The 22,705-nt window shown below is 67.2% G+C and carries 21 protein-coding genes and 1 tRNA gene; 12 read left to right on the forward strand and 10 right to left on the reverse strand.

Going from position 1 to position 22,705, the window contains the following annotated elements; genetic code table 11:
• Positions 1-170: 170 nt before the first annotated feature.
• A complete protein-coding gene (locus tag IFT89_RS05445) occupies positions 171-593 on the forward strand; it encodes an Rv3654c family TadE-like protein (RefSeq protein WP_202938444.1) in 423 nt (140 codons plus the stop codon).
• 19 nt (positions 594-612) lie between these two features.
• Here IFT89_RS05445 and IFT89_RS05450 read toward each other — a convergent pair whose 3' ends face one another.
• Positions 613-858, reverse strand: a complete 246-nt coding sequence (locus IFT89_RS05450; protein ID WP_124769882.1) for a hypothetical protein — start codon at positions 856-858, stop codon at positions 613-615.
• A gap of 161 nt (positions 859-1,019) precedes the next feature.
• On the opposite strand from IFT89_RS05450, the gene topA reads away from it, so the two are divergent.
• The 6 genes from topA to IFT89_RS05480 all read left to right on the forward strand — a co-directional run bounded on the left by topA (position 1,020) and on the right by IFT89_RS05480 (position 8,220).
• The gene (gene topA / locus IFT89_RS05455; RefSeq protein ID WP_159880371.1) at positions 1,020-3,875 is read left to right on the forward strand and encodes a type I DNA topoisomerase; all 2,856 of its coding nucleotides are present in this window, start codon (positions 1,020-1,022) and stop codon (positions 3,873-3,875) included.
• Entirely contained in the window at positions 3,872-4,507 is a 636-nt protein-coding gene (gene tmk / locus IFT89_RS05460) for a dTMP kinase (RefSeq protein WP_124769881.1), read from the forward strand. Before topA ends, tmk begins: the two co-directional genes overlap by 4 nt.
• Positions 4,508-4,685: 178 nt before the next feature.
• Positions 4,686-5,819 (forward strand): DNA polymerase III subunit delta', encoded by a 1,134-nt coding sequence (locus IFT89_RS05465; RefSeq protein ID WP_124769880.1) that lies wholly within the window; start codon positions 4,686-4,688, stop codon positions 5,817-5,819.
• A 9-nt stretch (positions 5,820-5,828) separates the two neighbouring features.
• Complete coding sequence (locus tag IFT89_RS05470; RefSeq protein ID WP_124769879.1) at positions 5,829-7,454, forward strand: alpha/beta hydrolase; 1,626 nt, start codon at positions 5,829-5,831, stop codon at positions 7,452-7,454.
• A gap of 19 nt (positions 7,455-7,473) precedes the next feature.
• Entirely contained in the window at positions 7,474-8,109 is a 636-nt protein-coding gene (locus IFT89_RS05475) for a TetR/AcrR family transcriptional regulator (RefSeq protein ID WP_175117477.1), read from the forward strand.
• Positions 8,110-8,144: 35 nt separating this feature from the next.
• Positions 8,145-8,220, forward strand: a tRNA-Thr gene (locus IFT89_RS05480).
• 187 nt (positions 8,221-8,407) lie between these two features.
• Here the strand turns inward: IFT89_RS05480 and IFT89_RS05485 are convergent.
• From IFT89_RS05485 to IFT89_RS05495, 3 genes are all read right to left on the reverse strand, one after another.
• Positions 8,408-9,358 (reverse strand): site-specific integrase, encoded by a 951-nt coding sequence (locus tag IFT89_RS05485; protein WP_274598651.1) that lies wholly within the window; start codon positions 9,356-9,358, stop codon positions 8,408-8,410.
• A gap of 200 nt (positions 9,359-9,558) precedes the next feature.
• Positions 9,559-9,765 carry a helix-turn-helix domain-containing protein gene (locus IFT89_RS05490; protein WP_197977590.1) on the reverse strand — a complete coding sequence of 69 codons (207 nt, stop codon included), beginning with the start codon at positions 9,763-9,765 and terminating at the stop codon, positions 9,559-9,561.
• 645 nt (positions 9,766-10,410) lie between these two features.
• Complete coding sequence (locus IFT89_RS05495; protein ID WP_202938485.1) at positions 10,411-10,929, reverse strand: hypothetical protein; 519 nt, start codon at positions 10,927-10,929, stop codon at positions 10,411-10,413.
• Between the two features lie 150 nt (positions 10,930-11,079).
• Between IFT89_RS05495 and IFT89_RS05505 the strand changes: the two genes are divergently transcribed.
• The 4 genes from IFT89_RS05505 (at position 11,080) to IFT89_RS05520 (ending at position 14,030) form a co-directional block, all read left to right on the forward strand.
• The gene (locus IFT89_RS05505; protein ID WP_244650608.1) at positions 11,080-11,550 is read left to right on the forward strand and encodes a winged helix-turn-helix transcriptional regulator; all 471 of its coding nucleotides are present in this window, start codon (positions 11,080-11,082) and stop codon (positions 11,548-11,550) included.
• A 69-nt stretch (positions 11,551-11,619) separates the two neighbouring features.
• Positions 11,620-12,009 (forward strand): thioredoxin, encoded by a 390-nt coding sequence (trxA, locus tag IFT89_RS05510; protein WP_202938445.1) that lies wholly within the window; start codon positions 11,620-11,622, stop codon positions 12,007-12,009.
• The gene (locus IFT89_RS05515; protein ID WP_202938446.1) at positions 12,006-13,673 is read left to right on the forward strand and encodes an FAD-dependent oxidoreductase; all 1,668 of its coding nucleotides are present in this window, start codon (positions 12,006-12,008) and stop codon (positions 13,671-13,673) included. The genes trxA and IFT89_RS05515 overlap by 4 nt, the downstream gene beginning before the upstream one ends.
• Positions 13,674-13,742: 69 nt before the next feature.
• Positions 13,743-14,030 (forward strand): metal-sensitive transcriptional regulator, encoded by a 288-nt coding sequence (locus IFT89_RS05520; RefSeq protein WP_202938447.1) that lies wholly within the window; start codon positions 13,743-13,745, stop codon positions 14,028-14,030.
• A gap of 183 nt (positions 14,031-14,213) precedes the next feature.
• On the opposite strand, the gene IFT89_RS05525 is transcribed toward IFT89_RS05520, so the two are convergent.
• Both IFT89_RS05525 and IFT89_RS05530 read right to left on the reverse strand, forming a co-directional pair.
• Positions 14,214-14,855 (reverse strand): serine hydrolase domain-containing protein, encoded by a 642-nt coding sequence (locus tag IFT89_RS05525; protein WP_202938448.1) that lies wholly within the window; start codon positions 14,853-14,855, stop codon positions 14,214-14,216.
• A gap of 454 nt (positions 14,856-15,309) precedes the next feature.
• Positions 15,310-15,900: a CGNR zinc finger domain-containing protein gene (locus IFT89_RS05530; protein WP_202938449.1), complete on the reverse strand. Its 591-nt coding sequence runs from the start codon at positions 15,898-15,900 to the stop codon at positions 15,310-15,312.
• Between the two features lie 92 nt (positions 15,901-15,992).
• Between IFT89_RS05530 and IFT89_RS05535 the strand changes: the two genes are divergently transcribed.
• Positions 15,993-17,066 carry an LLM class flavin-dependent oxidoreductase gene (locus tag IFT89_RS05535; protein WP_244650609.1) on the forward strand — a complete coding sequence of 358 codons (1,074 nt, stop codon included), beginning with the start codon at positions 15,993-15,995 and terminating at the stop codon, positions 17,064-17,066.
• Positions 17,067-17,253: 187 nt separating this feature from the next.
• Here the strand turns inward: IFT89_RS05535 and IFT89_RS05540 are convergent, their stop codons facing one another.
• The 4 genes from IFT89_RS05540 to IFT89_RS05555 all read right to left on the reverse strand — a co-directional run bounded on the left by IFT89_RS05540 (position 17,254) and on the right by IFT89_RS05555 (position 22,539).
• Positions 17,254-18,000 carry a sulfite exporter TauE/SafE family protein gene (locus IFT89_RS05540; protein ID WP_202938451.1) on the reverse strand — a complete coding sequence of 249 codons (747 nt, stop codon included), beginning with the start codon at positions 17,998-18,000 and terminating at the stop codon, positions 17,254-17,256.
• 95 nt (positions 18,001-18,095) lie between these two features.
• Entirely contained in the window at positions 18,096-18,734 is a 639-nt protein-coding gene (locus IFT89_RS05545) for a TetR/AcrR family transcriptional regulator (RefSeq protein ID WP_202938452.1), read from the reverse strand.
• A gap of 4 nt (positions 18,735-18,738) precedes the next feature.
• On the reverse strand, positions 18,739-21,165 hold the full coding sequence (locus IFT89_RS05550; RefSeq protein WP_244650610.1) for a glycoside hydrolase family 3 protein: 2,427 nt from the start codon (positions 21,163-21,165) through the stop codon (positions 18,739-18,741).
• A 60-nt stretch (positions 21,166-21,225) separates the two neighbouring features.
• On the reverse strand, positions 21,226-22,539 hold the full coding sequence (locus IFT89_RS05555) for an MFS transporter (RefSeq protein WP_137243682.1): 1,314 nt from the start codon (positions 22,537-22,539) through the stop codon (positions 21,226-21,228).
• Positions 22,540-22,705 lie beyond the last annotated feature (166 nt).

Here is a 22,705-nt window from a genome sequence, read left to right on the forward strand (position 1 = left end):
GACGACGCCGGGACCGCGGCGGGTCGGGTCGCGCGCGTCCTCCCAGGGGCGACCATGACGAGCGGCGTGGAGGGCGACCTCGTCTGCGTGCGCGTCGACGCGGTGGGCGGATCCGGCCTGGCCGGCGTCGTCCCGGTGTCGGCATCCTCGTGCGCCATGGGCGGCGGCCGATGAGCGTGAGGTGGCGCCTCCTGGTCCTCCACGCGAAGGACGGGATCCAGGAGGAGAGCGGGGCCGGGTCGGTTCTCGCGGCAGGCATCCTCGGCGCCCTGGTCGCCGTCCTCCTGGCGAGTCTGCCCGTCGTGACGCTGTTCGCCGCTCATCAGCGAGCGGCCAACGCGGCCGACGCAGCCGCGTTGGCGGCAGCCGACACCGCGTCCGGCCGTCTCCCAGGCTTCCCCTGCGAAACTGCTCGCATGGTCGCGGCGCGCAATGACGCGTCGCTCGGCACCTGCAGTGTGGAGGGCGTCACCGTCCTCGTCGACGCCACTGTCGACACGGCCTTCGGCGCCATCACGGTCGCTGCGAGAGCCGGACCTCCTCCGGAGGCGTCCGGCGCAGTCGTCGGGGTGCCCGCGACCGCCACCTATTAAGAGGTAGCGGTGCGATCGGTCAGCCCTGACCGGAGTCGGTCGTGAAGACCGCCTCCAGGAAGCGGTAGTCGACGGCGCTCGGGGCACCGGAGTGGTCGTACTCCTCGCCGGTCGTCCGGGCGTACCGGTAGACCTTGCCGGCGGTGCCGCTCGGCACGTCGACGGTGGGCGTCGGTGATCCGTGGTCGCTGAGTCGGGCGCTGATCGTCTTGCCCTCCAGTGGACCGTCGGTCAACTTCACGGTGTAACTCGTCTGGGTACTCATGGCAGACATTCTGCTCCGAACGCCGCAGAACGCAAGGGGATGGACACGCGCGTGGCCGCCCCACGATTGGACAAGCCTGCTGTGCACGTGTGTATGGTGTGCCTGATGGAAGGAGCCTCGTGGCAGGCAAGAAACTCGTGATCGTAGAGTCACCGACCAAGATGAAGTCGATCGCCGGATATCTCGGTGACGACTACGAGGTGCTGTCCTCGGTCGGTCACATCCGCGACCTCATCGAGCCGAAGAACCTTCCCGCCGAGCTCAAGAAGGGCTCGCTCGGCAAGTTCTCGGTCGACGTCGACAACGGCTTCGAGCCGTACTACGTCGTCTCCGACGCGAAGAAGAAGACCGTCGCGGACCTCAAGCGCGCGCTCAAGAACGCCGACGAACTCCTCCTCGCGACTGATGAGGACCGCGAAGGCGAGGCCATCGCGTGGCACCTCCTGCAGGTCCTGCAGCCCAAGGTCCCCGTCAGCCGCATGGTCTTCCACGAGATCACCAAGGACGCCATCCTCGCCGCGAAGGACAAGACGCGGCCCCTCGACACCGACCTCGTCGACGCCCAGGAGACCCGCCGAATCCTCGACCGCCTCTACGGGTACGAGATCTCGCCCGTGCTCTGGCGCAAGGTCGGCCCCGGACTGAGCGCCGGACGCGTGCAGTCCGCCGCCACCCGACTCGTCGTCGACCGGGAGCGCGAGCGCCTCGCCTTCCGCGCCGCCTCCTACTGGGACGTCATCGCCCGCTTCCTCCCCGAAGCCGACGCCACCGGAGCGCCCTTCACCGCGCGTCTCGTCCGGCTCGACGGCGACCGCGTCGCCACCGGCCGCGACTTCGACGACCTCGGACAGCTCAAGGGCAGTGCCGTCCCGCTCGACGAACAGCGGGCCACGGCGCTCGCCGCAGCACTCGAGCAGTCCAAGGCGACCGTCCTCTCCGTCGAGTCCAAGCCGTACTCCCGCCGGCCGGCGGCTCCCTTCACGACCTCCACGCTCCAGCAGGAGGCCGGTCGCAAGCTCCGCTTCTCCGCTCGCCAGACGATGAGTGTCGCGCAGTCGCTGTACGAGAACGGTTACATCACGTACATGCGTACCGACTCGCCGTCGCTGAGCAAGCAGGCGATCGACGCGGCGCGGAAGCAGGCTGCTGCCCTCTACGGTGCCGAGACGGTGCCCGACAAGCCTCGCCTCTACAGCGGCAAGAGCAAGAACGCGCAGGAGGCGCACGAGGCGATCCGTCCCTCGGGCGACACCTTCCGCACGCCGTCCTCGCTCGCCTCGACGCTCCGCGGCAACGACTTCAAGCTGTACGACCTGATCTGGAAGCGCACCGTCGCAAGCCAGATGGCCGACGCGAAGGGCTCCACGGCGACGATCACGCTCGAGTCGAAGACCGACGTGGGCCGCGCCGAGTTCACCGCTTCCGGTACCGTCATCACCTTCCGCGGCTTCCTCGCCGCCTACGAAGAGGGTCAGGACGAGGACCGCAACTCGCAGGACGACGCGTCCGAGGCGAAGTTGCCGCCCCTCACCGAAGGCCAGCAGCTCGGCATCGAGGACCCGGAGGCGAAGGGGCACGAGACCTCGCCGCCGCCGCGCTACACCGAGGCCAGCCTCGTGAAGCGGCTCGAGGAGCTCGGCATCGGGCGACCGTCCACGTTCGCATCGATCATCTCCACGATCATCGATCGCGGCTACGTGACGCAGCGCGGCCAGGCGCTCATCCCCAGCTGGGTGGCGTTCAGCGTCGTCCGTCTCCTGGAGGAGTACTTCGAGGAACTCGTCGAGTACGACTTCACCGCTGAGATGGAGAACGACCTCGACCGGATCGCCGGCGGCTCGGTCGACCGCGTCGACTGGCTCAAGGGCTTCTACTTCGGCGACGACTCGGGTCGCGGCCTGCGTCAGGTCATCGACAACCTCGGCGACATCGACGCCCGCCGCATCAACTCGATCGTCATCGACGACGGGGTCACGCTCCGCATCGGCAAGTACGGCCCGTACCTCGAGGTCACGCCCGACGGTCCGCCGCCGGCCGAGGGAGAGGAAGCACCGACGCCGCGTCGGGTCAACCTGCCCGAGGACCTCGCGCCCGACGAGCTGACGCCCGCGAAGGCGCACGAGCTCATCGACGCACCCGTCGTCGGCGATCGCGTCATCGGCGTGAACCCGACGACCGGCAAGGAGATCGTCGCGAAGGACGGACGCTTCGGCCCGTACATCACCGAGGTCGACCCGGAGCCCGAGGCGGAGCTCTCCGTCGACACGGCGACCGGCGAGGTGACCGAGCCTGCTGCGGGTGCCAAGAAGAAGGCCCCCGCCAAGAAGAAGGCGGCGGCCGAGAAGCCCCGCACCGCGTCGCTCTTCAAGTCGATGGACCTCGCGACCATCGACCTCGAGACCGCGCTCAAGCTCCTCGACCTGCCTCGCGTCGTCGGAGCCGACCCCGAGTCGGGCGAGGAGATCCTCGCGCAGAACGGTCGCTACGGTCCGTACCTGAAGAAGGGCACCGACACCCGGTCGCTCACCTCCGAGGACGACATCTTCGCGGTCGACCTCGCCGGTGCCGTCGAGCTGTTCGCACAGCCCAAGTACGGAGCCCGGAAGGCGTCGAGCGCCCTCAAGGAGTTCGAGGCCGACCCCGAGAGCGGGAAGCCGATCAAGATCAAGGACGGCCGCTTCGGCGCCTACGTGACCGACGGCGTGACCAACGCGACGATCCCGCGTGGCGAGGAGGTCGACGACGTCGACTTCGAGCGAGCGGTCCAGCTCCTCGCGGACAAGCGCGCGAAGGGCCCGGCGAAGCCGAAGGCCGGTCGCAAGGCTCCCGCGAAGAAGGCACCCGCGAAGAAGGCTCCGGCCAAGAAGACCGCCGCGGCGAAGACGGGGACCGCCAAGACGGCGGCCACGAAGTCCGCGACGGCCACGTCGACCGCCCGCTCGGAAGCGGCGAAGAAGGCTGCCGCGACCCGCGCTGCGAACAAGGCGGCTGCGGCGAAGGCCGACGCCGTCACGTGAGCGAGGGAGGACGCCCTCGGGGCCTGTTCATCACCCTCGAGGGCGGCGACGGTGTCGGGAAGTCGACGCAGGCTCGACTCCTGAGCGACTGGTTCGAGCAGCAGGGGCGGACGGTCGTCCGAACCCGTGAGCCGGGCGGCAGTGAGCTCGGTGTCGAGATCCGCGAGATCGTGTTGCATCACCGAGGCGACATCAGCCCGCGTGCCGAGGCCCTGCTCTACGCAGCGGACCGTGCTCACCACATCGCCACCGTGGTGCGCCCGGCCCTCGCGAGGGGCGAGGTCGTCCTGCAGGACCGGTACCTCGACTCGTCGGTCGCCTACCAGGGCAGCGGGCGCGTGCTCGACGCCGAGCAGATCCGCGGTATCTCGCTCTGGGCCGCCGAGGACCTCCTGCCCGACGTGACCGTGCTCCTCGACCTGGACGTCGCCGTCGCCCGTGGTCGTCTCGACAACGCCAACAAGCGGTTCGACCGGCTCGAGGCCGAGGCGCAGGACTTCCACACCCGGGTGCGGGAGTCGTTCCTCGCCCTCGCGGCAGCGGAGCCCGAGCGGTTCCTCGTCGTCGACGCGTCGCTCCCACCCGAGCAACTCGCCGCCGACATCCAGGCCCGCATCGCACCGCTCCTCTGAGCGCATGCCCTCCCGGTCCCTGAGCGCACCCCACTCCGGTTCCTGAGCCTGTCGAAGGGCACATCCTCCTGGTCCCTGAGCGCACACCGTTCCCGTCCCTGAGCGCACATCCTCCCGGTCCCTGAGCCTGTCGAAGGGCCCGCCGGCTCAGGTCGGTGCCGCCCGGTATCCTGGACGCATGGCTTCCTGGACCGACTTGACGGGTCAACGCGACGCGATCGAGCTCCTCCAGTCGGCGTCGGACCCGGTCACGCCCAAGGGCCTCACCCACGCCTGGCTCATCACCGGGCCGCCCGGTTCCGGCCGGTCGACCCTCGCCTACGCGTTCGCCGCCGCGCTGCTCAGTCGTGAGCCCGGGGGCGACGACGTCACCCGTCGTCAGGTGGAGGCGCGCACCCATCCCGACCTCTCCGCACTGAGTACCGATCGCGTCATCATCACGATCGACGAGGTCCGCGACCTCGTCCGCAACGCCTACCGCGCGCCGTCCGTCGGTCGCTTCCGCGTCATGGTCGTCGAGGACGCCGACCGCATGACCGAGCGCACCTCCAACCTGCTCTTGAAGTCGCTCGAGGAACCGCCGAGCAGCACGATCTGGGTCCTGTGCGCGCCGAGCGAGGCCGACCTGTTGCCCACCATCCGGTCGCGCGTCCGCTCGGTCCGCCTCGGCGTCCCCACCATCGACGACGTCGCCGAGCTGCTGGAACGGCGCGACGGTGTGGAGCCCGACCTCGCCGAGCGTGCCGCCCGTGAGGCGCAGAGCCACGTCGGCATGGCCCACCGCCTCGCGACCGACCCCGGCGCACGGCAGCGCCGTGAGTCCACGCTCCGTGCGGTGCTCGACATCCGGAGCGCCGGCCAGGCGGTCGTCACCGCGGGTCGCCTCCTCGAGCTGGCGGGCGATGACGCGAAGGCGTACACCTCGCTCCGCGACGAGGCCGAGCGGGAGAGCACCCTGCGCTCACTCGGCGTCGAGCCCGGTCAATCGGTCCCACCGGCCCTCCGCTCGCAGGTGCGGGCGATGGAGGAGGACCAGAAGCGGCGCGCCACCCGCAGCCTGCGCGACGGGCTCGACCGGATCATGGTCGACCTGCTCTCGCTGTACCGCGACATCGTGCTCCTGCAGCTGGGGCACGACGCCACGATCATCAACCGTGAATTGCGTCCGGAACTCGAGGAAGCCGCTCGCCGGACGACGCCTGCGGTTACGATCGAAACCTTGGAGGCGATCTCCGTCGCCCGCACACGAATCGAAGGGAACGTCGCCCCGGCGCTGGCCTTGGAGGCCATGCTCGTGTCGGCGGTCCGGTAGGGAGCCTCTGTGACTTCGCCCAGGCAGCAGCCGTCGGACTCGACGGGATCGACCGGTGCGCCCCGTCGCAGGGGTCCCGGTGCGCGCCGTACGGCGCGGGTCGCCCTGGTGGCCGGTCTCGCGGTCGCGGCACTCACCCTGAGTGGGTGCGTGACGGCCTTCCTGCCACCGAAGGCCGCCGAGCCGACGACGTCGTCCTCCTCGCCGGCGACGAGCGACGTCGCCGCCGAGCTGAAGCCCTTCTACGAGCAGAAGCTCGACTGGAAGACCAGCGGCTGTGCCGACGGCTTCGAGTGCGCCACGGCGAAGGCGCCCATCGATTGGGACAACCCCTCGGACGGCGAACTCTCCCTGGCGCTCGTGCGTCACCAGGCGACGAACGGCAAGCCGATCGGCTCGCTCTTCATGAACCCCGGCGGACCGGGTGGTTCCGGCTACAGCCTCGTCGCCGACAGCCTCGACTTCGCGGTCGACAAGGACCTCCAGGAGAACTTCGACGTCGTCGGCTTCGATCCCCGCGGTGTCGGCAAGTCGACGCCGGTGACCTGCCTGACCGACTCCGAGATGGACGCGTACCTGTACGACGTGACGCCGGGGAAGCGCGGCTCCGACGAGTGGATCGCCGCGAACGAGAAGGCTGCGAAGGACTTCGGCGACGCGTGTGCGGAGGAGACGGGCAAGATGCTCGAGTTCGTCGACACGCAGAGCGCTGCGAAGGACCTCGACATGCTGCGTGCGGCCGTCGGCGACAAGCAGCTCTACTACCTCGGGTACTCGTACGGCACCTTCCTCGGAGCGACCTACGCGGAGCTCTTCCCGAAGAACGTCGGGCGCCTCGTGCTCGACGGTGCGATCGACCCGTCGACGTCGAACTTCGAGGTCGTCAAGGAGCAGGCCAAGGGCTTCGAGAGTGCTCTGCGCGCCTACCTCGAGGACTGCATGACGGGCAAGGACTGCCCGTTCAAGGGCTCCGTCGACAGTGCGATGACCGAGATCAAGACGCTCCTCGACGAGGTCGACGCGAACCCGATCCCCGGCGACGACGGACGTGAGCTGGGCGGCAACACGCTGCTCACGGCGATCATCTACCCGCTGTACCAGGCCGATGCGTGGCCATACCTCAGCAAGATGTTCGCCGAGGTCATGCAGGGTGGGACCGACATCGCGTTCCAGTTCGCCGACGGCTACAACGGTCGCAACGAGTCCGGCAAGTACGCCGACAACCAGACCGAGGCCTTCAACGCGATCAACTGCCTCGACTACAGCTACGACGACGACAAGACGAAGATGGCCGACGAGGCGAAGCAGCTGGAGGAGGCGGCTCCCGTGATCGGTGAGTACATGGCCTACGGCGACACGTTCTGCGCCAACTGGCCGTACCAGACGCGGACCGAGCGTGGGGAGATCCACGCGAAGGGTGCTGCGCCGATCCTCGTCGTCGGGACGACGAACGACCCGGCCACGCCGTACGTCTGGGCGCAGAACCTCGCGGAGCAGCTCGACAAGGGTCAGCTGATCACCTACAAGGGTGAGGGTCACACCGGCTACAACAAGGGCAGCGACTGCGTGAACCAGGCGGTCGACCAGTACCTCATCGACGGCACGGTGCCGTCGAAGGACCCGATGTGCAGTTGACGGCGGGATCCTGATGACCATGACGGCGCCGGCTGAACTCGGGCTCCGCGAGCGGAAGCGGCTCGCGACGCGTCGGGCGATCCAGCACGCGGTGCTGACGCTCGCGAGTGAGCAGGGGCTCGAGAATGTGACGGTCGAGGAGGTGAGCCGTCGGGCGGAGGTCTCGCCGCGGACCTTCTTCAACTACTTCGGGACGAAGGAGGAGGCGCTGATCGGCGACATCCCGCTGATCCCGGACGGCGACGCCCTCCACGCCTTCCTCACTGCTGGCCCCGCCACCGACGTGCTCACCGATCTGGGGGAGCTCCTGGCCCGGACCGTCGGTGACGCCGACGAGGACGTCGAGATCCACCATCTCCGCAAGGACGTGCTGCGCGACCACCCGCACCTGCTGGGTGCGCGGATCGCGAGCATGCGAGGCTTCGAGGAGGGCCTGTACAAGGTCGTCGAGCGGCGGGTGCTGAACGACGACCCGACGCTCGCGGAGGACGCGGAGGCACTGTTCGACCGCTGCTGGATGGTGACGATGGTGGGCTTCGCCGGCCTGCGTCACGCCTGGCGCTGCTGGGCCGATGCGCCGACGCCAGGGTCCCTCGCCGAGCGGATCCGTCGTTCTTTCGCCGAGCTGTACACGACGGTCCAAAAGCTGCGCTAACATGGATACTCGTGCGCCGGGCGACCAGCGCACGCGCCGCCCTAGCTCAGTCGGCAGAGCATCTCACTCGTAATGAGAAGGTCAAGGGTTCGATTCCCTTGGGCGGCTCCACCAGCATCACCCGGCCGTTGCCCTGGAAAACCCAGGTCAGCGGCTTTTTTCTCGCCTCCATCCATCCACGATCGCCTCGCAATTCTGGCGGGCAGGTGTGGTTTTGGGCCCGATTGACAGCAACGCTGACAGCAACGGCTGACAGCAACGCCCACGGACGCCGACGAACCGCGGCGCACGACAGTGGTCAGTCGAGGCTCGGGCCTCGGTCGGTGAGCGCGGAGTTCATCGCCGCAGAAGCGCTCTTCAGCGTCGCCGGCGCAACATGCGAGTAGATGTCGGAGGTGATCGCCATGTTCGAGTGTCCAAGGATCTCCATGACGACTCGCATCTGCACGCCCTGCGAGAGGAGCAGGGATGCGCAGGTGTGGCGCATGTCGTGAAAACGGATGCGGCGGACGCCCGCGGCCGCGATGTCCTTGTCGAAGGTTCGACGCAGGTTGCTGGGCTCGATCGGTGTGCCGATCTTCGTCGTGAAGACCAGCCCCGTGTCGTCCCACGCTGGTCCTGCGGCTCGGCGGTCGCCGTCTTGGATCGCGTGCCGCCGTCTCAGTGCATCGGCGGCACGTTCGGGCAGGGGGAGTGTTCGTCGGGAGCGCTTGGTCTTGGTGGGGCCGATGCTCATGCCCTGGCCGACGCCGGCGCGATGTGCCGTCTGACGAACCCGGAGCTCTGTTCGTTCGGCGTTGATGTCAATCCAGCGCAGGCCCAAGAGCTCGCCTCGCCTCAGACCGAGGGTGAGCGCCAGGGTATAGATCTCGGCGAACTGCGACTCACGACTGGACTCGAGGAAGGTCGAGGCATCCTCGGCAGTCCAGGGCTCAACCTCTGAGTCATCGAGTTTCGGTGCTCGGACAAGCGAGGCGACGTTCCGAGCAATGTGTTGTTCTCTGGCTGCCTCGGCGAGGATGCTTCTCAGCACTGCGTGGGCGAGTCGCACGGTGTGCGCTGATACGCCGGTGCGGGCGATGGCGGTGTGCATCTCGCGCACGTGCGCTGGCGTGATCTGCTCGAGCTTCTTTGTCCCGAGCGCGGGCAGTATGTGCTTCCCAAGGATCCATTCGTAGTTGGCGCGTGTCGTCGGGCGGAGCGCGGTCGGAGCGACGTGCTGCATCCAGTGCGCCGCGTACGTCTGCATCGTCCAGCCCGACACTGCCGTCGGCACACCGCTGTCTGTCTGCGTGATGAGGTCACGGACCTTGGCCGCGACCTCTGCCTTGGTGCGACCGTAGACCTGTCGGCGCTTCTGTGATCCGTCCGGCGCCAACACATAGGTGGCACCTGTCCATCTCCCATCGGTGCGCTTGTAGATCGACCCCTCGCCGTTTGCCCGCTGACTCACGCCTGGTCTTCACCTGCGAGGTGCTGGGCAAAGCGGTGCAGCGCTGCGACGGGGATGCGTCTGGCGCGTCCGATCTTGACGCTGGAAAGGTGACCCAACCTCATGAGGTCGTAGACGGTGGATCGTCCCACTCCGAGCGATTCCGCTGCTTCTTCGGCGGTGAGCAAGAGCTTGTCGATTGGCATCATGATCCGATCAGTCATTGGGCTGCCGAGTGGATGCCCTTTGGCTGCTCTTGCTGCCTAGCGAACGAAGCGGCGGACTTCAGCGGATTGCGTCAGCTAGTGAGCGTTCAGACGCCACTTCCACGTCGAAGACGATTTCTCCGGGGAAGCTGCCTAAACCGAGTCGACTGCTCGACCGAATGCCGTTCCGCCCGGCCCTTCGCACGGCTGCGCGCCAGCGGTTCCGGCAGGTTGCCGTAACCTCATGCACCGACGGCATCGCCGGCAGCAGTTCCGATTCCTGGCCGGGCGGATCACAAAGCGGACTGGGCCCGCTGCCTCCGTCCGCGCCGATCCGAGCGCTGACTGCAGCGCGAGTGCCGTACGGTCAGGACGCTGACCCGTCGAGGTGAGTTCTCAGTCCGATCGGGTCGGTTTCGGCCGCGGAGGACTCGCGAACGGTGTGACTCCGGCCCGGCAACCGTCCTCATCCGACGATGCGACGACAGTTCCTCCTACGCTCAGGCTGATGCCGCTCACCGCGGGTCAGTATGCCCTGTGAGCGCCGCGGCTGTCGTCCCAGATGGTCGCCGAGGCCCGCATCGAGCCCGGCTCGGCGATGCCGGTCCATGACCACATGCGATCCAGAGCTGCCCAACGTTGCTCGTGATCTGGCACATATGGTCAGGACCCGAGAACAACCTTGACGAGGGCGACCGCGGCACCGACCATGGCGAGCAGGATCCCGGCAGCGAAGGTGCGGAACGACGGGCGCTCCTGCCGGATCCGAGCGACAACCGGGCCGATCAGCGCGAGCCGCACGATCAGGTAGGTGAGGGCGGTGACCTCCGCCAGGAAGCCGGAGACGTTGCTCACCCAGGCGAGACCCAACACCGCCGCCGGGAAGAAGGCCGACGTCAGCACCGGGAGGGAGTCGCGCAGCTCAGCGCGGATGATCGCCGGCGTCAACCGCTCGGCGCTCCTGGCGCGTCGCCCGATCGATTCGGCGAATGTGTGCGCCAGGAAGGTGGTGAACGCCGTGGCGAGCACGTACCAGAAGCTGCCGCCGTTCTCGGCGTTCACCGCTGTGAGGGGTGCGATCGTGGCGAGGATCACGATGTTGCCGTAGACGTAGGCCGTGATCCGGCTGGAGGCGTCCTCCCGAGACAGCCTCGGCCCCGAGGGCACCTGAGGGTCGGTCATTCCGTCCACCGGAACGGGGTGATTCCGGCAGTTCGTGATCGCCGGCTGCAGCGTCGCATGGAACTCCTCAGGATGGTCGGATGTGCTGCGCATGGGTGAGTCGTCTGGAATGGAACGGCCCAAGTTTTTCTAGGGTCAGTAGTACTCGCCTTGACGATAGTCCCAGCTGGTGAAGGTCTCGGCCAGAAGCACCATGATGCGGTCGACGGCGAGTCCTTTGCGAATGAGTGTCGGGCAGGGAGCGATGGATCGCTGGCCGTTCTGTTCGAGTGCAAGGGCGCCCGACGGGTCGACCATGGACGCCATGACGACTTGCTCATAGCGAGCGTCTACGCTCGTGTCCGGTTGGATCGAGGCGACGTAGTCGTCGGCTTCGATGATCAGGTCCGCCGCTTCCGTGATGTGATCACCGATGCCTTCGAGGACTACGGCGTCGTCAGTCGAACGGCGTACCCCGAGATCCCTCCGCGTGTCGAATACGGACGCACCGAGATCGGTGGGGAGCTACGCGCGGTCCTCGACACGATGCATGCCTTGGCTCAGGCGGTCCGCCAGATCGACGATGAACGAGCCGTGGCTGTCTCCACCTCCTGCGCGACGGCGCGGTCGGCTCAGGCGTGATGGGGCCGGGGGCTTAGCAAGATACCCCTGGAGGTATCCAATAAATACCCCGGGGGGTATTATTGCTTCATGACATCTCGTGAAATCACCCTGGACAACCTCGATCAGACGATCTCAGAGGGCGGAATCGTCATGCTCGACTTCTGGGCGGAGTGGTGCGGCCCGTGTCGCGCGTTCGGTCCGGTCTTCGAGCGGGCGTCCGACGAGCAGACCGACATCGTGTTCGGCAAGATCGACACCGAGGCCCAGCGGGAGCTCGCCGCTGGCTTCCAGATCACCTCCATCCCGACGCTGATGGTCTTCCGTGACGGCATCCAGGTCTTCGCCCAACCGGGTGCGCTCAACCAGCGTCAGCTCGAACAGCTCATCGACGGTGCCCGAGGCCTCGACATGGACGACGTGCGATCCCAGGTGGCTGCGCAGCAGGTGGCCGACGGCCAGAGCGGCGGCCGGGCATGAGGATCGTCATCGTCGGCGGCGTCGCCGGCGGCATGAGCGCCGCAGCTCGCGCGCGCCGACTCCACGAGGGTGCAGAGATCATCGTCCTCGACCGCGGTCAACATGTCTCATTCGCAAACTGCGGGCTGCCCTATTACGTCGGCGGTGAGATCGAATCTGCAGACTCGCTCCTTGTCCAGACTCCCGAGTCCCTCCGGAAGGCGCTCAACCTCGACGTCCGCACGAATCACGAGGTGCGTTCGATCGACGCGCGATCGCGGACGCTCACCGTGCAGACCCCCGACGGTATCGAGCAGATCACCTACGACGCGCTCGTGCTGTCACCGGGGGCCGTCGCCGTGCGTCCGGATATCCCCGGTCTCGATTCACCTCGCGTGCGCACGCTGCGAACTGTGGCCGATGCGGTCGAGCTCCGGAATCGGCTCGAAGCGGGTGCGCGGCACGCCGTCGTGCTCGGCTCCGGCTTCATCGGCGTGGAGGCGGCCGAATCGCTCGCGGGGGCGGAAGTCCGCGTCACCCTCGTCGGCCGGGCCTCGCGCCTCCTGTCGCCACTCGAGGAGGAGTTCGAGATGGAGCTGTCGGCAGAGCTGCGCCGCATCGGCGTCGAGCTGCGCGACGGGACGACGGCCATGGCTGTCGAATCCGGCGAGGCGTCCGACGTCGTCGTCCTCTCCGACGGTTCGCGGGTGTCGGCAGACATCATCGTGCTCGCGACTGGCGTCAGGCCGGATATCGGCTTCGTCGAGGAGGCGGGCATCGTGGTCGGAGACGGTGGGATCATCGTCGACGACCATGGACAGACCTCCGATCCGCACATCTGGGCCGTCGGTGACGCCGCGGTGAGCATCGATGCCATCACCGGCGTCCGTCGGCCGGTGGCGCTGGCCGGGCCCGCGAACCGCGCCGGGCGGTTGGTCGCGGACCATATCCTCAGCCCGGCGGACGCCCGCCCGATCCCGACGGCGATGGGCACGGCGATCGTCCGCGTCGGCGACCTCGCCGCTGCGCTCACCGGTGCGAATCGAACCGAACTCCGGGCGGCCGGCATCGCCTTCGAAACCGTCCATCTGCACCCGAACCAGCACGCCGGCTATTTCCCCGGTGCCTCGCAGGTGCATCTGATCGTCCACTTCGCTTCACGCGACGGTCGGCTCCTCGGGGCCCAGGCCCTCGGTCGGGAGGGCGTGGACAAGCGGATCGATGTCCTGGCGACGGCACTCCGTGCCGGAATGCGGGTCGAGGATCTCGTTGACCTCGACCTGGCCTACTCGCCGCCGTTCGGCCAGGCGAAGGACCCGGTCAACCTCGTCGGTATGGTCGGCGCGAACGTGCGGTCCGGAATGCTTCGTCTCTGGTACGCCCAGGATCTGGAGTCCGTTCGGGACTTCGCGCTCGTGCTCGATGTGCGGACGCGAGCCGAAGTGGCGGCGGACCCGGTGCCCGGGACGATGAATGTGCCTCACGCCGAGCTCCGTGATCGACTCGACGAGGTTCGTCGCGATGCGGCCGGACGGCCGGTCCGCGTGTTCTGCGCCTCCGGAGTCCGCTCGCATATAGTGCATCGAATCCTGTCCCAGAGCGGATTCGACTCGGCATCCTTGTCCGGGGGAATCGCAACGCTCCGCGGCCTCCGAGCCGATCGAGGCGAGCTCGTGCGTGCATGATGGACGCCGAACGACCACCGTTCACACCGAGCAGCGCCGACAAGACCACCGATCCGAAGGAGATCTGCCGTGACCGATAGCCCCGAACAGCAACAACGAAAGATCGCCAACCGGCTCCGTCGTGCCCGAGGATCGCTCGACGCGGTCATCGCAGCAGTCGAGAACGGGCATCCGTGCCGAGACGTGGTCACTCAGCTGGCCGCGGTGTCCAGCGCTCTCGACCGGGCCGGGTTCGCGATCGTCGCAGCAGCGATGAAGGACTGCTTGGACGCAGACGCCGCAGAGGCGGAGGATCGGACGCCGGGGGAGCGGTTGACGACCGAAGAGCTCGAGAAGATCTTCCTCATGCTCGCTTGACGCTCCGCGCATCCGCGGTTCACGGCCACCAGCTCTATCGAGATCGAGGAGAACACCATGTGCAGAGCTGTCATCTGCCGTACCTGCGGGAAGACTACCTGGAGCGGCTGCGGTCAGCACGTCGATCAGGTCATGAAGGGGGTGCCGAATCGTGACCGCTGTTCGGGTCACCCGAAGGAACCGTCACGAGGCTTCTTTGCCCGACTGTTCGGTTGAACCGGGCGCCGCTGACGGTGTAGCCCTCCGCTCCGGCCCCCTCGTCCGGAGCCGGAGCGGAGGAGTTCCACGCTCAGGACATCGGGGCTTCGGCTGAGCGGGTGCCGAGGCGATGAGGCCGCCCAGCTGGTCCTCGAAGCCGGCGGTGTGCGTCAGGAGGTGACGGAGGGTGACGGGGGTGTCGAACGTCACCGGCAGGGTGAAGTCGAGGTAGGACTGGACGGGTTCGTCCAGATCGACGGCACCCGCTTCGACCTGCTGCATGACCGCGGTCGCCGTGATCAGCTTCGACACGGAGCCGATCCTGAACAGCGTCCGGTCGACGTCGACCGTCGCGGGCTCCGCCGTCCCGGTGGCGGCCTTCGACACGCCGTAGCCGCGCTCAGCCAGGATCTCACCGCCGCTCACCACCGACACCACGGCACCGGCGATCCCCTCGCGTTCAAGGGCGGCGGGCAGCATCCCGTCGAGCCACGCGGTCGTGTCCTGCGAGGTCAAGGACGCCGCTGCACTCTGAGGCGTCGCCTCGGCCGGTTCCACCGCCAGTGCCGATCCGGCGGCCGCTGCGGCACCGCAGGCGATCGCCCCAGCGACCGCGAGGGCGAGCATCCGCCACCCCCGGGATCGAGGAGCCGTCAGGACATCCGCGATGGGTGTCGTTCACAAAAGGCAGTCGACCGTCATGCTGTCCTCACTACCAGAACGAAACTGGTTTCGGTGAGCGCTCATTCGCATAGATGGGTCTCTCGTACTGCGTTGCTCATTGCTGCTGCGAAGGTACCGACTGAGCCAGGAGCGATGATGCCAAGTCTCTGACGACTACGTCACTCCTTGCTCAGTTCGGCCTGACGCAAGGCGCCAAGGCCTGTGCTCGCAAGGGGTGAACCTTTTCCCGCTGAGTGACCAGGATCCGACGCCTACCGGCGGCGGCACTCCTCGAAAGTCGGATCTCATCGGTTGGTGAGGTTGGATTGTGGGCTTCGTCGATTGCGAGAGGCGTCGTCAACGCGGCTAGTCCATGCTCTCGAGCCATGGCGCATTCGCCGTCGAGGCGTCGATCCGTTCACGCCGACGCGGTTGCGCGCTGCCGACGCTCGTAAGCGCGCGCTGCGCGGACCCTGTCGCCGCACCGGGTCGAGCACCAATGACGCCGAGCGTGCGTGCGGAGGAGGAACCGGTCGCACGGCGCTGCGGCGCACTGCGTCAACATCGAGACCTGCTGGTCGCTCAACATCGCCGCTGCATCCTCCGCGAGCTGGGCGATTGCGTGCTCAACCAGCAGCGTCGTCGGGTGCTCAGCCACGCGGGAGAAGCCCGTGTCCGGCGCATACTTGAGGACCGGGACCGCCGGTGCTGCAATCAACCCCGAGTTCAGGTGTTCTAGCGCGACGGCTGGAGGAGCCTGCCCTTCCACTTGTGCTCGGAACAGATCGCGGAGCGTCTCTCGGAATCCGGCCAGCTGGTTCTGGCAGTACGGGAGGAGCGTGGTGTCCGAGGGAACAAGACCATGTTCGATAAGCCAGGCGGTGGCTGTATCAGGACTCTCGAGCCCATCGACTCGGCGACCGCCGGCCAGCGTCACCCTGCTGTTAGCAAGAACGAGGCTGGGGTGCTCAGATTCGCCTGGGGCAGGCGGAAGGGTGATCCTCGTCATGTTCTCACGGTAGCAAAGAAGGGATGCCGTGAGAACGTGTTAGGCTCATTATCACGTTATTCACGGCCTTTTGCCATGAGAAGTGAGATGAGATGATGACTGCTGCTAGCTCTTCTGGAACCGCACCGTTCGGCCTGTCCGTGTTGGACAACGCGCTGACCGGTATCGGTACCTCGGCCAGTGAGGCGTACCGTGAGGTGATCGCCCTGGCGCAGCTGGCTGATCGACGCGGTTTTCAGCGCTACTGGATGTCGGAGCATCACGCGATGCCTGGCGCCTCCACCTCCTCTCCCCAGATGATGCTGGCTCGGCTGACGGGCGAGACGCAACGCATCCGGCTCGGAGCCGGTGGAATCATGCTCCCCAATCACTCACCTCTCCTGATCGCGGAGCAGTTCGGCATGCTGAGCGCGCTCGCGCCCGGTCGTATCGATCTCGGCGTGGGGCGCGCTCCCGGTACCGATCAAGCAACGGCTGCCGCGCTGCGCCGACGGCACGATCACGACGACCGCTTTCCGGAGCAGATCGGGGAACTCGTCGGCTTCCTCGAGGATGATTTCCCGGAGGGGCACCCGTACCGGGCTGTGCATGCCGTGCCAGGGCCTTGGCAGGCTGAACAGAACCGCGTTCCGCACACCGAGGGGCTCCCTGAGCTCTGGACTTTGGGGTCCTCCACGTATTCCGCTCATCTGGCTGCCCGGCTCGGGCGCCCCTACGCGTTCGCCCTGCAGTTCGGTCGGGCTGATGTCACCAGCGCCCTGCGGATCTACCGTGACGCCTTCCGGCCCTCTCCGGCGCTAGCCAAACCACGCGTCATGGTCAGTGTCTCGGTTGCGGCTCACGATGATCCGGAAGAGGCACGCCGACAGACGAGCTCGACGGCGATGGCGATGCTGCGGATGTTCCAGCGCAAGCCCTACGCTCTGCTCTCCCCGGAGGAGGTCGCAGCGTATCCGGCCACACTCGATGAGCGTCGAGTGCTCGACATGTACATGGCGAACACCCTGCACGGAACCGGTTCTGAGGTCGGAGTAGCGCTGGAACGCCTGCACGAGCAGACGTCCGCCGACGAGATCATGCTTGTCACTGGTGGCCACTCCCGTGAAATCCAGACCAGTTCGGTGGAACTCGTCGCCGATCACTTCGGCCTCCCGGTCGGCGCCTGAGGCGGCGTCATGGATGGGCGCCGGCATCCAGGTCGGCCGCCGAGCGGTGTGAAGGGCGTGCGCGTCCGGAGTGCTCTTACGTGTCAGGAGTGCTCGCGGTGCTCGAACTCGTGGCTCCGCGCGCTCGGCGTCTGACCTGGTGCCCCGGGGGCGGACGAGTCGCCCCAGGGCGAGTACCGACGCGGTTCTATTGCGTCAGGACTTGAAGGATCGTCAGGCCTGCGACGACGAACAAGAGGACCGCGAACCCCGTCTGCAGTACTCGACCACCAATCCGGTGGGCGAATCGCGCCGTGACGAAGGATGCGGCGATCGCGGGTAGTCCGAAGGCCAGGGCGACTCCCCAGTCCGGGCGGGTGATCCCGACGTGTGCCACGATCCCCGCGACGGAGTTCAGGACGGCGATTGCCAGTGACGTTCCGATGGCCTTCTTGATGGGGAGACGCAGCGCGAGCACGAGGGCCGGCACCGTGATGAAGCCTCCTCCGACACCGAGCAGGCCGGTCAGGAATCCGACCAGTAGTCCGACCGCGAAGCCACGGAGTATCCAGAGCGGCGGCCGGGAGTCGTCGACGGCTTCGGTGGGTCGGCGTCGGAGCATCTGGACGGCCGACGCGAACATGAGCGCCGCGAACACCACCAAGATCACCTGCTCGGGAAGCAGGGAACCGACCGCGGTTCCAATGAACGCCATCGGGATTCCCGCGATGGCCACGGCGCCGACCATGCGCCAGTCGACGGCAGTCCGGATACGTGGGATCAGGGCGGCGATCGGTCCGACCGCGCCCATCAGAAGTGATGTCGAGATAGCCGTCTCCAGGGGGATCCCGACGATGTAGACCAGCGCGGGGACGGCGATGATGCCGCCGCCGGCGCCGAGTATCCCGGTCAGACCTCCAACGAGGAGGCCAAAGGCGATCAAGCCGAAGATCATGCGGGGTCCTCTGAGTTATGGATCGAATCGTGGAGGCAGGCCGAGCGCTCGGTCTGTTATGAAGCCATGCGGCTCCCCTGCAGGCGAACGGTGTCCTAGCTGCCCGGGGTCCAGAGGCGTTTGAGCCCCTCGACGTGCACGCGGACGGTCTGCACGAGTGGCACCGACTGCGGGTCGAGCACCCATTGCTGTTGCAGGCCGTCGAGCAGAGCAATGGTTCCCGCAGCGAGGGCGTCGATGGGCGCCGCTTCACTGATCTCGCCGTTCGCGACACCGTCACGGATGGCGTCGGTGAGCCAGGACCGCATGCTGCGATAGTGCCTGGTCACCCAATCGTGCGCGGGATGGCTCGGCGCTGTGCCCTCGGCGGCGACGAGGACGAACAGCCTCACCCACTCAGGTCGCGTGGCGTTCCGAGCGGTGAGCGCGACGAGCGAGTCGAACGCTGCCCAGCCCATGGGTGTGACACCCTCGCCGAAGAGGAAGTCGCTGTCGTCCTGTTCTCGCTGGTCGAGGACCGCTGCCAGGAGTGCCGATTTGGAGGGGAAGTGGTGCAACAGGCCGGACTGGGAGATGCCCGCCCGTGCCGCGACGTTTGAAATGGTCGTCTTGTGGAATCCGACTTCCGAAATCTGAGCGGCCGCCGCCTGGAGTGCTGTGATCCGGGTCAGATCACCGTCGCGCTTGAGCTTGTCGGTCTGGGCTTCGATCAGGTAGTTCGCGGGAAACGACATGGATTCACACCTCTGCTGTGACGCTGGTTCTCGACATGTTCAGTGAACCGCCTGCTGCGGCGGGTCCGATTGGAAGACTAGCGCGAACGTCTCCGAGACCCCGGGCGACGATGAGCCGGCCGTCCACGAGTGGCGTCCATGCCTGGTGCGACGGTTGCCACCGGCGCTGGAAGCGCACGTCGCACTCGACCGACACGGATGCACTCTCGCCGGGGACCAGCTCGACCGAGGACCAACCGATTAGACGTGTGGGGAGCTCGGCCGAAGCGGGTTCGAGGTACACCTGGACGGTCTCGCGGCCGACGTGTTCGCCGACATTCGTGACAGAGACCGACACCTCCTGGACTCCGGCCGGGCCGGCGCTCGACACCTCGATCGAGCCATAGGCCCATTCGGTATATCCCAGGCCGGCTCCGAACCAGAAAGCCGGTTCGTCCTCCGTCCTCAACCACCCGCGGTACCCGACGAACGCACCTTCCCGGTATTCGAGACGGCCGTTCTGCGGCGTGGTGCTCCAGGCAGGGCCCTGGCCGTTCGCCGCCGGGTACGTCGTCACGAGTCGGCCTTCCGGCGGGACCAGGCCCGAGATCGCGGCCGCGACAGCGTCGCCCGCCTCCTGTCCGGGAAGCCCGGCGACGAGGACGGCGTCGACGTCATCGATCCATGGCATGAGCACCGGAGTCGCAGCGTTGACGACGACGATCGTTCGGTGGGCCGCTGCAGCCACCGCGGTCACCAGCGCATCCTGGTGGCCGGGGAGCGCCAAGGTGCGCTTGTCCTGTCCCTCTGTCTCTTCGTCCGGGGTCAGGCCGACGACGACGATCGCCACATCGGCGCGCTGAGCGCCGGCCGCGGCCGCGGCGATCGCTTGGGCAGCCGGACGAGCGGCATCGCTCAGGACGAGCCCGAGGATCCTCGCCATGCCTGCTCGCTGCACGGTGGCGGTGACGATCGAGCCGGTCTCCAACTGGATGGCCGACGAGTGACTGCGGGGTCGGAAGAAGCCGCCTCCCGGGCCCGGGTGGAACGGGATCTCGAACTCCTCCCGGTGGCCTGGCGCGTGGACCTCCCAGACGCCTGGTCCTCGCACCCCGATCTGGTAGTCGCCGGACGGCACGTTCAGTCTTGCGCTGAGCTCGATGGCCGCAGCGTGCTCGAGCCACCCGGTCTTGTTGTCCTCGACCTCTGCGACATCGACCACTCGGTCGTGGAGCACGGCCCCGGCATCGTCGAAGACACGGATCCGCATGCCCTGGGCTCCGGTGACAGGATCGCTGATCAACCTCCCGTCAATGGCAGGGAGCGTAGCGCGCGTCTCCACGCCGTCGAGGACGGTTACCCGCTGCGACCCGAACATGGTTCGGAGTCCGGCCTCAATGGACACGACGTGCGGAGGACGCACCTGAGCGGACCCGCCGCCTTGAGCGACCGTGTCATGGGCGTGACGGCCAGTCACGAACAGCGTCTCCGCAGCGTCACTCGACAGAGGGAGGATGTGATCGTCGTTCTTCAGGACCACCATTCCCGACGCGGCGATCCGGCGGAGCTGTTCCCGCCGCTCGGGCGAGTCCGGGGAGGGGAGGTGTGCGGGCCAGCTGCGCTGCTCGCCGAGCGCGCCCACCCGGTCTCCGAGACGGAGGATGCGCGCGACATGGTCGTCGACGACGGATTCGGGAACGTTGCCGCCGCGCACCTCGGTGACCAGGGAATCCGCCCAGGGTGTGCTCGGCCCCGGCATCACGAGGTCGAGGCCCGCGGTCACGCTCTCTGCGGTCCGCGAGGTCGCGTACCAGTCGGACATGACCACACCGTCGTAGCCCCACTCGTCCTTCAGAATGTCGGCCAGCAGCTCCTGCTGCTCCGTGGAGGGCACGCCGTTCACCCGGTTGTAGGCGGCCATGAGTGTCCATGGCTGGGCATCCTGAACGGCGATCTCGAAGGGAGCGAGGTACACCTCGCGGAGGGTTGCCTCGTCGATGACGGAGTCGACGGTCGTGCGTTCCGTCTCCGATTCGTTGGCGAGGAAATGCTTCACGCTCGCCCCGACACCGTGGCGCTGCAGGCCGCGGATGTAGGCCGACGCGAGGTGGCCGGTCAGGAGAGGGTCCTCACTGAACGCCTCGAAGAGGCGTCCGCCGAGGGGGGAGCGGTGCAAGTTGATCGTCGGGCCGAGGACGACGTGAATCCGCTGCAGCAGCGCTTCCTCGGCGAGGATGCCGCCGACCTCCTCCAGGACTTCCCGATTCCAGCTCTGCGCGATCGAGCTTGCGTTGGGGAGCAGGCACGCCTGCCTGCCCCCGACGACGATCTCGCCACGAACACCCGTCGGGCCGTCCGACAGGACGATCGCTTCGAGGCCGAGGCGCTCGTCCGCGGCGAGGATGAACATCCCGTCTCCGGAAAGGAGGCGCACCTTCTCGTCAAGGGTCATCGTTGAGACCATCGAGCGGAGGTCCTCAGCTGTTCGTGACATGTTGTGAGCTCTTTCGATCTACTTGACGGTTTTGACGGGCAGGATCATCACGGCCCCGAGGATCGCGATGACGGCGGCGACGACGAGCATCAGGTCGAAGTTCTGCCCGGCGCCAAGACCGATCAGGATCGCCGACGCGCCAGGGGCGAGCACCTGCGGCCCCGCCATCGCGATGTTGAACACGCCGAGGTCTTTCGCGGCGTCGTTCGCGCTCGGCAGCACATCGAGCACGAGAGCCAGATCCACGGCCACGTAGATGCCGAAACCGATGCCGAGGACGACCTCGGCAAGGAAGAACCCTTGGTTGCTCTCGACATGGGTGAGCATGTACGTCCCGACGGCGAAGATCAGCGCGGAACCCACGATGAACGGCTTGCGACGGCCGATCTTGTCTGACAACCAGCCGGCGATCTGGCCGGCCACGATGAGCGAGATCGTGTAGCAGAGCACACCGGTGGCCATCACCTCGGCAGCCTTGGCGGGTGTCAGGCCGAATTCGTTCTGGATCCAGAGCAGGCGGAAGGTGATGAACATGAAGTTCGCGAGGACGAGCAGGAACCGCGAGCCCCACGCGAGTGCAAAGTCGGGGTGTTTGAGCGGGTTGACCCAGAACGTCTTCAGGACCGTGAGGAACCCGCCCTCGCTGCGCGGCCGCTTCGGCAGCTGCTGATCGGGCAGCACCAAGGCGTACACGGCCACAAGGATGAAGCCGATCACGCCGGGCACCAGGAACAGCAGAAGGAGCTGGGTCCCCAGGAACTGGGCGGCGTAGGCGGCGCCGAGCGCTGCCGCCTGCTGCGCGATGCCGATCATGCCGCTGACCTTGCCGCGCTGGCGAGAAGGGAGTTGATCGGCGAGTGTGGCGGTGTGTGCGCTGACCGCTGCATTAGCGAGCATCTGGCCGAGCACCCATCCGAGTGCGACCACTCCGGCGTTCGGCGCGAGCGCGATGATCGCGAGAGCGACGATGAGACCCGCCGCGCCGATCAGCATCCACGGGCGGCGTCGACCGAACCGGCTGGTCGTCCGGTCGCTCAGTCGGCCGAAGATGGGATCGAACAGGAGGGCGGACAGCGCCCCGAGTGACGTGACGAGGCCGAGGGTGCCGACGATGGCATCCGGGTCGACCAGGGTCTGGAGCTTGAGGACGAGGCCCGCGGTCAGCGGCGTCGACAACGCGACCATCAGTCCTAGGCGTGCTCCGACCATCGCCGCGATCACGCGCGGCGCCGCCTTCTCGGTCGGTGGCGCGATCAGTGGAACGCGCTCGTGTGCTGGGGTGACGGCATCAACCGCAGTGAGCGGCGGACCGCCCGGGTTGGACATGGACATGAAACCTCCTCATTGAAGTTCCCTCCGCGGGGCGGATGGATGACTCTATCGAACAAAATGTGAACCGACCGAGCGCACGGTCTGTACTTGAGATGAGACTAAGCCTGCGCCGATTGCGCGTCAAGAGTGGGAACGAGATCGAGATCAGATGAGTCGAGTTCAGCGA

Origin of the sequence: Plantibacter sp. CFBP 13570 (assembly GCF_014841395.1) — a bacterium.
Classification (GTDB): Bacteria; Actinomycetota; Actinomycetes; order Actinomycetales; family Microbacteriaceae; genus Plantibacter; species Plantibacter auratus.